We start from the raw sequence: 12,364 nt of genomic DNA on the forward strand, positions 1-12,364 counted from the left end.
GGCCCGCTAAGGCTGAGGCTTGAGGCTCTGCATGACCTGTTTCCAGGCGGGTTCGTGGTGCACCAGGTCTTGCGGCGTGGTGGTCAGGGTGGTGATCAGCACCGCTGGCTTACGCTCGACGAACACCTGGCGCAGCATCAGCTCGCGGCCTTCGCGCTTCCAGCTGTAGTCCAGCAACACCGCGGCGTGACCGTGCATGTCGAAGTCCCAGCGCTTGATCAGGTTGAAGCCCGGCAGTTGCTGTTCGGCGGAGCGCAGCTGTCGGTCGACATAATCGGCGAAAGCCGCATCGCCCTGGCTCGGGTCGCGGCTGATGACGAAGCTGGCTTCCTGGGCACCGCCCACGGCCGGCAGCTTGAAGATGTTGATGCTCTGGTCCTGCCAGGCGTCGGGAATATCGAGATCGGCTTCTTGAATGCGATAGGAGGACAAAGGGTAGGCGTTCCATGCTGAGGGGGTAGGACAGCGACGGATTTTCAAGCAATGACCGGCAACAATCAAGGAACCCGTCGGCAACGCTGAGCAATCGTTTTCGCCCCCGCAGGTGGCACCCGGATCGGGCTCAGCGCGCCTTGAGGCAGGCGGCATAGGCCTGGGCAAAACGCCGGTCGAACTTGAGGGCCTGAGGCTCCTCGGGGTCGATGCTGACATTCCACAGGGCCTGCTGCGGTACGTCATAGCGGACCCAGCCGATGACCCCGCTGCCGGAGGTTTCGTAGAACAGCTGCAGGCTCAGTTGGTCGCCATCATCGCGGTCGATCAGCAGCTTGAGCCGCTCCGGGGTGGTGAAGTCGCGGTAGGGAAAGTCGCTGCTCCTGACCATTTCGGTGAGGTAGCCGTAGCAGCCCTGGCCCGGGTTGGCCTCATCGGCCAGGGCCGGCAGGCTGACGCCGATGAGCAGCAGACTCAGGCCCAGGGAATTCAAGTACCGCATGATTGCCCCTTGAGGGTGAGGGTTTCGACCTGGTCGTTCATCTCGATCTTCGCCAGCACCTGGCGGTCGTGGGACTCCTGGTACTCGCTGAAGTTGTTGCGCTTGAGGATGTTCAGGGTCACGCGGATGTGGGCACCGGCATTCTGGTACTCGCTGCGCTCAGGGCCCTGGGCGCCACCGGTGAGTTCCAGCAGTTGCCCGCCGCTCTTGAGGTACAGATAGCGCTCGTCCACTTCCACCAGCAGGCGCGGGGCCTTGGCTGCCACGCTGTAGTCCTCGCGGGCCAGGGAGTAGCCGCAGAGCCAGGAGCCGCGGCTGTCGTACTGCTGACTGTGGAACCAGCCGAGGGCTTCGCGATAGCCGATCTGGCCCAGGCGCGACTCGCTGGCGGCCACGGCCGCTGGCAAGTTCAGGGCGAGGATCGAGCCCAGCGCCACGGCGGCTGCGCCAGAGCGCCCCAGGCAGCGAAGTGCGGCTGCCAATGCTGGGGTTTTGACGGGGGTGCGGGTCATCCTTGGCCTTGGGTCGCGGGCAAACAATCGCGCATCCTAGCCACGCCACTACTGCTGCGCAAGAGGACGCGCCGACCCGCGGCGGGCAAAAAAAATAGGCACCCGATGCGCTCGGCGTGCCTATTTTCCCCTGCGCGCTCCCGCTGTGGGAGCCCGCGCAATGCTTATGGGTTGACGCTGTCTTTCAGCGACTTGCCCGGCTTGAATGCCACGGTGTTGCTGGCCTTGATCTTTACCGGTTCGCCGGTTTGCGGGTTCTTGCCGGTACGGGCGCCACGGTGACGTTGCAGGAAGGTACCAAAACCGACCAGGGTGACGCTGTCTTTGCGGTGCAGAGCCCCGGTGATTTCCTCAAGGATCGCGTTGAGCACGCGATTGGCCTGCTCTTTGGTCAGGTCCGCTTTTTCAGCAATGGCTGCGGCGAGTTCTGGTTTACGCATAGTGTGAAGCCTCTTTGACGGTTTTTTGTTGTTATGTCCGTGCTGTTCACGGGAACAGCGCCCAAGGCGCCGCAGGCTCTACGCTGCGGCAGACGGGTGTGAGGATGGCACGCGCTTGAAGGTGGCGCCAGTCTTGGCGCGACCTTTGTAGGGGCAAAATCCCGGTTATTCCGACAGAACGACCGGTATTTAAGCCAGCAGGGCCGGGAGTTCCTTGTTCAGGGCCAGTTTTTCCATCACCGCCGCCCCGGTCAGGGCGTAGCCCAGCAGCTGGCCGCTGGCGTCACGGCACAGCACCTTGAGGTCGGCGCCCTGCCCTTCGACGCTCCAGACACCCTCGGCGCCCCGCGGTGGCGGCGATACCACCAGCGGGCAGACCGGGGTCTTCACGGTGATCGGCATCGGCCCGTAGCTGACCGCCGTCGGCTTGCCGGCCAGGGTCTGGGCCAGCGCCCGGGCACAGTTCATCAGCGGCATCACGTACAGCAGGTTGAGGCCATCGACCTCGGCGCAATCGCCCAGGGCGTAGATGTTTGCGTGGGAAGTCTTCAGCTCGCGGTCCACCACCACGCCGCGATTGACCAGCAGCCCGGCCGCCGCCGCCAGATCGATGCGCGGGCGCAGGCCAATGGCGGAAACCACCAGGTCGCAGGCGATCACCTGACCATCGGACAGATGGGCCTCCAGGCCGTCGCCGCTGCGTTGCAGGCGGTTGAGTACCGGGCCCAGATGGAAGCGCGCGCCGAGGCTTTCCAGTCCGGCCTGGACCGCCGCCGCGGCGGCCGGGTGCAGCAGCGTCGGCATCACCTGCTCGCACGGCGCTACCAGATCCACGCTGTAGCCGCCGAGGATCAGGTCGTTGGCGAACTCGCAGCCGATCAGCCCGGCCCCCAGCAACAGCACCCGGCGCTTGCCGGCGGCAGCGTGGCGAAAGCGTGCGTAGTCTTCCAGGTCGTTGATGGGAAAGATCAGCTCGGATGCGTCGCCCTGCACCGGTACGCGCACGGTTTCCGCGCCCCAGGCCAGGATCAGATCGCGATAGGTCACCGCCTCTTCACCGATCCACAGGCGCTTGTGGCCCGGGTCGATGCCGCTGATGCGGGTGTGGGTGCGCACCTCGGCCTTGAGCTGGTCGGCCATGGCGCCGGGCTCGGCCATGCTCAGGCCGTCGGCATCCTTGTTCTTGCCGAAACCGGTGGAGAGCATCGGCTTGGAATAGGAACGGCCGTCATCGGCAGTGATCAGCAAGAGCGGCGTCTGGCCGTCGAGCTTGCGAAATTCCCGGGCCAGGTTGTAACCCGCCAGGCCTGTCCCCACGATCACCACCGGTGCGCTCATGCCCTGCTCCTTGTCATTGGTCGTTCAAGCCACAAATGTCGATCAAGCGATCTCGATCATTTCGAAATCCGCCTTGCCCACGCCGCAGTCCGGGCAGAGCCAGTCCTCGGGTACATCTTCCCAGCGGGTCCCCGGCAAAATACCGTCGTCCGGCCAGCCTTCCGCTTCGTTATAGATCAGGCCGCAGACCACACATTGCCACTTTTTCATTGCTGCATTTCCTCGGGAGTTCAGGCTCGGTCGATGAATCGACTCTAAAGGCCACGCTGATCAGCGTTCGGCACTGGGGTTTTTTACTGATCACTTCCGGCAGATGCAAGCAAGTTCGTGTCGCCGGACGTCCTGGATCAATCAAAATCGCCGGTCGTCATGCTAAGCTCGCCGCCTCATTTGCTGCCAATACTGACCCACTGTGCCGCACTCAATGCCCCCCGCTCCGGCCCCCACCTGGCTGGCGCAAAACCGTCTGTCCCCCTTCCCCGGCGCAGCCGTGGCCAACTGGCTGTTCGATGAAGGGTCGCTGACCCGGCGCCTGACCCGACTGTCGCAAAACGGCTTCAGCGTCACGCCGCTGGTGGAAGAATGGCAAACCCTGCGCCACGACGAATGCCTCGCCCTGGACCTGCCCGAACACAGCATCGGCTGGGTCCGCGAGGTGTACCTGCGGGGCCACGGCGAGGCGTGGGTCTTCGCCCGCAGCGTCGCCGCCCGCAGTGCCCTGGAAGACGGTGGCTTGAACATCGATGAACTGGGCAGCCGCTCCCTGGGCGAACTGCTGTTCTGCGACCAGGCCTTTGCCCGCCGTCCCATCGAGGTCTGCCGCTATCCACAGGCCTGGCTGCCCGACGCGGTGGCCAGCGACGGACTCTGGGGCCGTCGCTCGCGCTTCGATCGCGGCCCCTTGAGCCTGCTGGTGGCCGAAGTCTTCCTGCCCAGCCTGTGGTGCGCCATCCAAGCCCAACCGGAGGCCTGCTGATGTACCTGAGCCTGCTCAAATCCCTCAATCGCCTGCACCCACGGGCCTGGGACTTCCTGCAACTGGCGCGCATGGACAAGCCGATCGGCATCTATCTGCTGCTGTGGCCGACCCTGGTGGCCCTGTGGATTGCCGCCGAGGGCCAGCCGTCCCTCGGCCATGTGCTGATTTTCACCTTCGGCGTGATCCTGACCCGGGCCGGCGGCTGCGCCATCAACGACTTCGCCGACCGCAAGGTCGACGGCCAGGTCAAGCGCACCGACCAGCGGCCCCTGGCCACCGGCAAGGTCAGCGCCAAGGAAGCCCTGGCGCTGTTCGCGATACTGATGGGCGCCGCCTTCCTGCTGGTGCTGTGCACCAACGCCACCACGGTCTGGCTGTCGTTCGGCGCCCTGGCCCTGGCCGCCTGCTACCCCTTCATGAAGCGCTACACCTATTACCCGCAGGTGGTCCTGGGCGCGGCCTATTCCTGGGGCATCCTGATGACCTTCACCGCGCAGAACGGCGAACTGCCGGCCACTGCATGGCTGCTGTACATCGCCAACCTGCTGTGGACCGTGGGCTACGACACCTACTACGCCATGACCGACCGCGACGACGACCTGAAGATCGGGGTCAAGTCCACGGCGATCCTGTTCGGCGATGCCGACCGGGTGATCATTCTCACCCTGCAGGGCCTGTCGCTGGGCTGCCTGCTGATGGCCGGGGCACGCTTTAATCTGGGAGGCTGGTTCCACCTCGGGTTGGCGGTGGCGGCGGGGTGTTTTGCCTGGGAGTTCTGGTACACCCGGGATCGCGACCGGTTGAAGTGCTTCAAGGCCTTCCTGCACAACCACTGGGCGGGCATGGCGATCTTTATCGGCGTGGTGCTGGATTTCGCGTTGCGCTGAAATCCCCATGAGGCCGTAGCCGCTACGCTGGTAGCGGCTACGCGCCGCTGGCTAATCGGATTTGGCAACCTTCCAGGCGCCGTCCATCTTGCCGTCTCCGGTCATGTCGCCGGCCTTCTTGTCCATCACGAAGCCGTACAGCGGCTTGCCGTCATAGGCCCATTGCAGCTTGCCGTCGTCGCGCTTGACCAGCGTCCACTTGCCCATGGCCTTGTCAGTGCCTTCGGCCATCAGCGGCGGCCAGTTGGCGGCGCATTTGTCATTGCACATCGACTTGCCATCGGCATCCTTGGCAAAGGTGTAGAGGGTCATGCCCTTGTGATCCACCAGCATGCCGTCCTTGCTCATCGCCGGCTCGGCGGCCAGGGCGAAGGTCGGCAGGGCCAGGACCGCGCCCACCAGCAGGACTTTCAACGATTGCTTGAACAGAGTCATGGGAAACCTTCTTTTGTGGTTGTCAGGAATCGGACTCACAGCTTAGTCGACGAACCTGCACCACGCTCCGGCACCTGAAATACTGTCACACGACTGCAATAATTCCGTTATCTAATGCGGCGCAAGACAGTTAAATGACAAGAGGTTTCCACATGGTTGGCAGAAGCATTCTGATCGTTGACGACGAAGCGCCGATTCGCGAAATGATCGCCGTCGCGTTGGAAATGGCCGGCTATGACTGCATGGAGGCCGAGAACTCCCAGCAGGCCCATGCCATCATCGTCGACCGCAAGCCGGACCTGATCCTGCTGGACTGGATGCTCCCCGGCACCTCCGGCATCGAGCTGGCGCGACGCCTCAAGCGCGACGAACTGACCGGGGACATCCCGATCATCATGCTCACCGCCAAGGGCGAAGAGGACAACAAGATCCAGGGCCTGGAAGTCGGCGCCGACGACTACATCACCAAGCCGTTTTCCCCTCGCGAGCTGGTGGCCCGCCTCAAGGCCGTGCTGCGCCGCGCCGGTCCTACCGACGGCGAAGCGCCGATCGAAGTCGGCGGCCTGCTGCTGGACCCCATTAGCCACCGGGTGACCATCGACGGCAAGCCGGCGGAAATGGGCCCCACCGAATACCGCCTGCTGCAGTTCTTCATGACCCACCAGGAGCGCGCCTACACCCGTGGCCAACTGCTGGATCAGGTCTGGGGCGGCAATGTGTACGTCGAGGAACGCACCGTGGACGTGCACATCCGCCGGCTGCGCAAAGCCCTGGGTGACGCCTACGAGAATCTGGTACAAACCGTGCGCGGCACCGGCTATCGTTTTTCCACCAAGGCCTAACCACAGCGGCAAGCTCCAAGCCACAAGCGGCAAGTTGATCACCGACTGCCTCTGAACTTGCAGCTTGCGGCTTACAGCATGGAGCTGCTCCCCAAAGTGAATCAAAACTGGCATGGCACCCTGATTCGCCACCTGTTGCTGCTGGTCACCGGCTGCCTGTTGGTGGGTCTGATCAGCGGCTACTACGGCTGGAGCCTGGCCGCCGGCCTGGGCCTCTACCTGGCCTGGACCCTCAAGCAGCTGCTGCGCCTGCACGAATGGCTGCGCCTGCATCAACCCGATGAAGCGCCGCCCGATGGCTACGGCCTGTGGGGCGAAGTGTTCGACAGCATCTACCACCTGCAACGCCGCGATCAGCGGGTGCGCGGGCGCCTGCAGGCGGTGATCGACCGGGTCCAGGAGTCCACCGCGGCCCTGAAAGACGCGGTGATCATGCTCGACAGCGACGGCAACCTGGAATGGTGGAACCGCGCCGCCGAGACCCTGCTGGGGCTCAAGACGCCCCAGGACAGCGGCCAGCCGGTGACCAACCTGGTGCGCCATCCGCGCTTCAAGGAGTACTTCGAGCAGGACAACTACGCCGAACCGTTGGAGATTCCCTCCCCCGCCAATGACCGGGTACGCATCCAGCTGTACATCACCCGCTATGGCAACAACGAACACCTGATGCTGGTGCGCGACGTGACCCGCATCCACCAGCTGGAACAGATGCGCAAGGACTTCATCGCCAACGTGTCCCACGAGCTGCGCACCCCGCTGACGGTGATCTGCGGCTACCTGGAAACCCTGCTGGACAACGTCGAGGAAGTGAACCCGCGCTGGAACCGCGCCCTGCAGCAGATGCAGCAGCAAGGCGGGCGCATGCAGACCCTGCTCAACGACCTGCTGTTGCTGGCCAAGCTGGAAGCCACCGACTATCCCTCGGACAACCAGCCGGTGCCCATCGATGCGCTGCTGCAATCGATCAAGAGCGATGCCCAGGCGCTGTCCGGCGAACGCAACCAGCGCATCACCCTGGAAGCCGACGCCTCGGTACAGCTCAAGGGCAGCGAAGCGGAACTGCGCAGCGCCTTCTCCAACCTGGTGTTCAACGCGGTGAAATACACCCCGGCCGAAGGCAACATCCGCATTCGCTGGTGGGGCGATGAACAGGGCGCACACCTGAGCGTGCAGGATTCGGGGATCGGCATCGACAACAAGCACCTGCCGCGCCTCACCGAACGCTTCTACCGGGTGGATTCGAGCCGCAACTCCAACACCGGCGGCACCGGCCTGGGCCTGGCCATCGTCAAGCACGTGCTGCTGCGCCACCGCGCGCGCCTGGAAATCAGCAGCGTGCTGGGCCACGGCAGTACCTTTACCTGCCATTTCGCCCCGGCCCAGGTGAAAAAAACCGCGGCCACCCGCCTGACCGAACAGCGCTGACCGTGGCGTGCCCCTAGGCAATCGCCCTGTCAGCCGCTACATTGCGTCACTTGTGCCTGCATTTCAGGCACCGTCTTTCCTTCTTTTTCGAATACACGGAACCCGCAAAACTCCATCATGGACCCTTCCCCTGGTTTTACCCTCGCGTCTCTGTTCGCCGACTTCGGCATGATTCTTTTTGCTCTGATCCTGGTCCTGCTCAACGGTTTTTTCGTTGCGGCGGAGTTCGCCATGGTCAAGCTGCGCTCGACCCGGGTCGAAGCCATCGCCCACAAGAACGGCTGGCGCGGGCAGATCCTGCGCACCGTGCACAGCCAGCTGGACGCCTACCTCTCGGCCTGCCAGCTGGGCATTACCCTGGCCTCCCTGGGCCTGGGCTGGGTCGGTGAACCGGCCTTCGCCCACCTGCTGGAGCCGCTGCTGGGCGCGGTGGGGGTCAATTCCCCGGAAGTGATCCGCGGCGTGTCGTTCTTCACCGCGTTCTTCATCATTTCCTACCTGCATATCGTGGTCGGCGAGCTGGCGCCCAAGTCCTGGGCGATCCGCAAGCCGGAGCTGCTGTCGCTGTGGACCGCGGTGCCGCTGTACCTGTTCTACTGGCTGATGTACCCGGCCATCTACCTGCTCAACGCCAGCGCCAACACCATCCTGCGCATCGCCGGCCAGGGCGAGCCCGGCCCGCACCACGAGCATCACTACAGCCGGGAAGAACTCAAGCTGATCCTGCACTCCAGCCGTGGCCAGGACCCCAGCGACCAGGGCATGCGCGTGCTGGCCTCGGCCGTGGAAATGGGCGAACTGGAAGTGGTGGACTGGGCCAACTCCCGGGAAGACCTGATCAGCGTCGAATTCAACGCGCCGCTCAAGGAAATCCTCGCCCTGTTCCGTCGTCACAAGTTCAGCCGCTACCCGGTCTACGACAGCGAGCGCAACGAGTTCGTCGGCCTGCTGCACATCAAGGACCTGCTGCTGGAACTGGCGGCCCTGGACCACATTCCCGAGTCGTTCAACCTGGCCGAGCTGACCCGCCCGCTGGAGCGCGTGTCGCGGCACATGCCGCTGTCGCAGCTGCTGGAGCAGTTCCGCAAGGGCGGTTCGCATTTCGCCCTGGTGGAAGAAGCCGACGGCAAGGTCATTGGCTACCTGACCATGGAAGACGTGCTGGAAGTGCTGGTGGGCGACATCCAGGACGAACACCGCAAGACCGAGCGCGGCATCCTCGCCTACCAGCCGGGCAAGCTGCTGGTGCGCGGTGACACGCCGCTGTTCAAGGTCGAGCGCCTGCTGGGCATCGACCTGGACCATATCGAAGCCGAAACCCTCGCCGGCCTGGTGTACGAAACCCTGAAACGGGTGCCGGAAGAGGAAGAAGTGCTGGAAGTCGAAGGCCTGCGCATCATCATCAAGAAGATGAAGGGGCCGAAGATCATCCTGGCCAAGGTGCTGATGCTGGATTGACGGGCCGTTCGGCCCGTTCGCCGGCAAGCCGGCTCCTACAGGCAAAGATCATTTTTTACCCAGGGCAAAATTCGGCAGTTCCCCCAGCGGCTGGTTGAACTGATAGGGAATCGACACCAGCCCCAGCCCGGTATTGCGCTGCACCACGAAATGCAGGTGCGGCCCGCTGCTGTTGCCGGTGTTGCCGGATAAGCCCAGCGGGCTACCCACCGCCACCCGCTGCCCTTCGCGCACACTCACCGAACCTTGCTTGAGGTGCAGGTACACGCCCATGGTGCCGTCGTCATGCAGCACCCGGACGAAGTTGCCCGCCGGGTTGTCGCCCCGCCCGTTCTGGGCATTCTCGGTCTTGACCACCACCCCGCCACGAGCGGCAATGATCGGCGTGCCCACCGGCATGGCGATGTCCATTGCGTAGCGGCTCCTGGGCGCGAAATGGCTGTATTGGCCATTGGCGCCCTGGGTCAGGCGAAACGGCCCACCGCGCCAGGGCAGCGGGTAACGGTAGGCCTGAGTGGCCTCTGCCGGGTCGCCCAGGGAGTAACGGAACCGGGGCACATAACTCAGGGGCTGATCGGCGTGAATCGCCGTGAGCAGCGCCAGGCGCTGCCTGCTGCGGGCCGGCAGCACCTGACGGATGGGGCGCCCAGGCGCACCCTTGACGTTGCGCAGGGCGGCAAAGCCCAGCTCGATCTCCACCGGCGCATACAGATCATTGCGCACATACACCGCATCCACGCCCTTGTGCTTGTGGATATCCAGGCGCACCTGGTGTTCCAGGTGCTCTTCCATGCGGTCGTGAAACACGAACGCCTGGGCTCCCGGCGAAGGCCGGTCGCTGTAGGACACCACGCCATCGGCGTCGACGGATTTGTAGACGGTCATCGCCGCCAGCGACGTGGCCAGCAGTGACAGTCCGCACAACAGCAGCAGGCGCACAAGCATTGGGCAGCCTCTTGGCAGGTTATGCGGGCACGCTAACAGCCGGATATGGAACTTGTGTGAATCAGGCCGGGGCCAGAGGCTGCGTGCCCGACGCATCGAAATGGATATCCACGCCCAGTTGGGCGGCCTCGGACAGGTTGACCAGGGCATCGAGGGAGAACTTGTTGATCTTGCCGCTGAGCACGTCATTGAGGCGTGGCTGGGAGATATTGAGGCGCTTGGCCGCCTCCTTCTGCGATACCCCCCAGGCTTGCACGGTCTTGCCCAGTTCAAGCATCAGCTTGGCCCGCAGGCGCATGTTGGCAGCCTCCTGGGGGGTGTCCTCAAGGGCGTCCCAGACACTGGCAAAGCGCTGGTTGGTCGGTTGGTCAGTCATGGCGTGAACCTGCTTCCTGATATCTGGCACGAGCCAGCTCGATATCCCGCGCTTCGGTCTTGCGGGTGGTCTTGCGCACCGCGTGCAGCACATAGGTGGCTGCGGGTCGCCTGACCACATAGAACACCCGAAACGCCCCTGAATCCTCATGGATCCTGATTTCGAAAACGCCCGGGCCGATGGTTTTCACCGACCTGCAATCGTAGGGCTGTTCACCCTGCTGCAGCAGATCCAGCTGGAAACCGGCGGCCCGGCGGGCATCTTCAGGGAACGCCCGGAGATCCCGCAGCGCGCTCCCGACAAACACCACATCCTTGTGCCTGGGCATCGAACCTCTCCTGTTAATGACCAGGAACAAGGCTAATCAACATGGCCAGGACCAGCCGCGCCGGGTTGTTTCAAGGCATGGCCGCAAGCGCTGAAAAAACCGGAGCGCTATGGGCAATCTATATCCAAACAGATATAAATCAAGGGTAAAAAGATCAATCGGACGTACGGCAGAAAGAAGCGGAGGGAACGGCCAAGGCCATCTGGCCCTAGGGGTACGCGCCAGGGGACGGGTTGCTGGCTGGAGCGAGGGATAACACCGCTGCCCGCCTCGGCGGCAGGCAAAATACAGCAGTGCCAAAGTGTTTTCAGCAGATTTCCGCAGCACCTGCATCATTGTAGGAGCCGGCTTGCCGGCGAAGAGGCCGCAAGCCTTGGGCTGCCCTGGTGGACGCTCTCGCTGGCCAGCCAGCTCCTACACGGATCAGGCGCCCGGAACGAAGTGCTTCTGCGCCGTGCCGCGGGCGATCAGGCGCGAGATGTAGTCGAGCTTTTGCGCGTCCTGGTCGACAAAACGGAAGGTCAGTTGCAGCCACTCGCTGTCCGGCTTGGGCTCCAGTGCCACCACCGCATGCAGGTAGCCATTGAGCCGCGCCACTTCGGCGTTGTCGCCCTGCTCCAGATCCAGCACCGCGCTTTCCAGCACCTGGGGCAGGCTGTCGGTGCGCTTCACCACCAGCAAGGCTTCCTTGATGCTCAGGGCCTTGATCACGCACGGCTGGTTGCCGCTGGACAAGCGCAGTTGACCCTGGCCACGACCACCACTGGCCGCTGCCGCAGGTGCCGGGGCCTTGACCGGAGGGTTGTTGAGCAAGCCGCGCGTCGGCGCCGCGGCGGCCGGGGCTGGCGCAGCAGCCGCCGGTTTGGCGAACGGATTGACCGGAGCCGCAGCCGCTCCCACCACCGCCGGCTTGCCGCCGGTCAGGGCACTCAGGGAGTCGTTGCCGAAGGCCGAGTTCATCTTGGTCGGCGCGCTGTTCATCAAGGTGTCGAGCTTGCCGACCTTGTTCAGCGCCTGCTTGACCTTGGTCAGCAGCTGTTCGTTGGTGAAGGGCTTGCTCACATAGCCGGACACCCCGGCCTGGATCGCCTGCACCACGTTTTCCTTGTCGCCACGGCTGGTGACCATGACGAACGGCATGGACTTCATGGACTCTTGCTCACGGCACCAGGTCAGCAGCTCAAGGCCGGACATTTCCGGCATCTCCCAGTCGCACAGGACCAGGTCGAAAGCTTCGCGGGCGAGCATCGCCTGGGCCTTCTTGCCGTTGATCGCGTCTTCGATCTTGATGCCAGGGAAGTAGTTGCGCAGGCACTTCTTCACCAGGTCACGAATGAACGAAGCGTCGTCCACCACCAACACACTTACCTTACTCATCGACCACCCCTTTAAAAATCCCGGCAAGCATAACGCTGGCTGATGGCACTTTGCCAAAACTCTTCAGTCACGCCGGGACTTTTCGTTC

Annotated in this window: 16 protein-coding genes; 5 read left to right on the plus strand and 11 right to left on the minus strand. The window is 63.7% G+C overall.

The genetic code is table 11. The features are described 5' to 3' along the window. Nucleotides 1-6: 6 nt before the first annotated feature. The 6 genes from BLV47_RS22610 to BLV47_RS22635 form a co-directional block, all read right to left on the minus strand. Nucleotides 7-432 carry a DcrB-related protein gene (locus BLV47_RS22610; RefSeq protein WP_092317717.1) on the minus strand — a complete coding sequence of 142 codons (426 nt, stop codon included), beginning with the start codon at nt 430-432 and terminating at the stop codon, nt 7-9. Nucleotides 433-562: 130 nt separating this feature from the next. After that, entirely contained in the window at nt 563-934 is a 372-nt protein-coding gene (locus BLV47_RS22615) for a hypothetical protein (RefSeq protein WP_092317720.1), read from the minus strand. Beyond that, the gene (locus tag BLV47_RS22620) at nt 922-1,416 is read right to left on the minus strand and encodes a hypothetical protein (RefSeq protein WP_244168944.1); all 495 of its coding nucleotides are present in this window, start codon (nt 1,414-1,416) and stop codon (nt 922-924) included. The genes BLV47_RS22615 and BLV47_RS22620 overlap by 13 nt, the downstream gene beginning before the upstream one ends. Before the next feature lie 194 nt (nt 1,417-1,610). Continuing rightward, entirely contained in the window at nt 1,611-1,886 is a 276-nt protein-coding gene (locus tag BLV47_RS22625; protein WP_011064269.1) for an HU family DNA-binding protein, read from the minus strand. Between the two features lie 189 nt (nt 1,887-2,075). Next, a complete protein-coding gene (locus tag BLV47_RS22630; RefSeq protein ID WP_092317726.1) occupies nt 2,076-3,224 on the minus strand; it encodes an NAD(P)/FAD-dependent oxidoreductase in 1,149 nt (382 codons plus the stop codon). A 42-nt stretch (nt 3,225-3,266) separates the two neighbouring features. Next, nucleotides 3,267-3,434, minus strand: a complete 168-nt coding sequence (locus BLV47_RS22635; RefSeq protein WP_016964948.1) for a rubredoxin — start codon at nt 3,432-3,434, stop codon at nt 3,267-3,269. A 202-nt stretch (nt 3,435-3,636) separates the two neighbouring features. On the opposite strand from BLV47_RS22635, the gene BLV47_RS22640 reads away from it, so the two are divergent. Further along, nucleotides 3,637-4,200 (plus strand): chorismate--pyruvate lyase family protein, encoded by a 564-nt coding sequence (locus tag BLV47_RS22640; protein ID WP_092317729.1) that lies wholly within the window; start codon nt 3,637-3,639, stop codon nt 4,198-4,200. Continuing rightward, nucleotides 4,200-5,090 (plus strand): 4-hydroxybenzoate octaprenyltransferase, encoded by an 891-nt coding sequence (gene ubiA / locus BLV47_RS22645; RefSeq protein WP_092317732.1) that lies wholly within the window; start codon nt 4,200-4,202, stop codon nt 5,088-5,090. The genes BLV47_RS22640 and ubiA overlap by 1 nt, the downstream gene beginning before the upstream one ends. A gap of 51 nt (nt 5,091-5,141) precedes the next feature. On the opposite strand, the gene BLV47_RS22650 is transcribed toward ubiA, so the two are convergent. Beyond that, complete coding sequence (locus BLV47_RS22650) at nt 5,142-5,525, minus strand: COG4315 family predicted lipoprotein (RefSeq protein ID WP_092317735.1); 384 nt, start codon at nt 5,523-5,525, stop codon at nt 5,142-5,144. A gap of 152 nt (nt 5,526-5,677) precedes the next feature. On the opposite strand from BLV47_RS22650, the gene phoB reads away from it, so the two are divergent. The 3 genes from phoB (at nt 5,678) to BLV47_RS22665 (ending at nt 9,250) form a co-directional block, all read left to right on the plus strand. Then, nucleotides 5,678-6,367 carry a phosphate regulon transcriptional regulator PhoB gene (phoB, locus tag BLV47_RS22655; RefSeq protein ID WP_003177195.1) on the plus strand — a complete coding sequence of 230 codons (690 nt, stop codon included), beginning with the start codon at nt 5,678-5,680 and terminating at the stop codon, nt 6,365-6,367. Between the two features lie 78 nt (nt 6,368-6,445). Further along, on the plus strand, nt 6,446-7,792 hold the full coding sequence (gene phoR, locus BLV47_RS22660) for a phosphate regulon sensor histidine kinase PhoR (protein WP_425272183.1): 1,347 nt from the start codon (nt 6,446-6,448) through the stop codon (nt 7,790-7,792). Nucleotides 7,793-7,909: 117 nt separating this feature from the next. After that, entirely contained in the window at nt 7,910-9,250 is a 1,341-nt protein-coding gene (locus BLV47_RS22665) for a hemolysin family protein (protein WP_016964953.1), read from the plus strand. Between the two features lie 48 nt (nt 9,251-9,298). On the opposite strand, the gene BLV47_RS22670 is transcribed toward BLV47_RS22665, so the two are convergent. The 4 genes from BLV47_RS22670 to BLV47_RS22685 all read right to left on the minus strand — a co-directional run bounded on the left by BLV47_RS22670 (nt 9,299) and on the right by BLV47_RS22685 (nt 12,276). Continuing rightward, the gene (locus BLV47_RS22670) at nt 9,299-10,195 is read right to left on the minus strand and encodes a peptidoglycan DD-metalloendopeptidase family protein (RefSeq protein ID WP_092317738.1); all 897 of its coding nucleotides are present in this window, start codon (nt 10,193-10,195) and stop codon (nt 9,299-9,301) included. Between the two features lie 61 nt (nt 10,196-10,256). After that, nucleotides 10,257-10,571 (minus strand): helix-turn-helix domain-containing protein, encoded by a 315-nt coding sequence (locus BLV47_RS22675; protein ID WP_092317741.1) that lies wholly within the window; start codon nt 10,569-10,571, stop codon nt 10,257-10,259. After that, nucleotides 10,564-10,899, minus strand: a complete 336-nt coding sequence (locus tag BLV47_RS22680; protein WP_092317744.1) for a type II toxin-antitoxin system RelE/ParE family toxin — start codon at nt 10,897-10,899, stop codon at nt 10,564-10,566. The genes BLV47_RS22675 and BLV47_RS22680 overlap by 8 nt, the downstream gene beginning before the upstream one ends. 423 nt (nt 10,900-11,322) lie before the next feature. Next, nucleotides 11,323-12,276 carry a response regulator gene (locus tag BLV47_RS22685; protein ID WP_092317747.1) on the minus strand — a complete coding sequence of 318 codons (954 nt, stop codon included), beginning with the start codon at nt 12,274-12,276 and terminating at the stop codon, nt 11,323-11,325. Between the last annotated feature and the right edge of the window lie 88 nt (nt 12,277-12,364).

Source organism: Pseudomonas saponiphila (assembly GCF_900105185.1).
GTDB lineage: Bacteria > Pseudomonadota > Gammaproteobacteria > Pseudomonadales > Pseudomonadaceae > Aquipseudomonas > Aquipseudomonas saponiphila.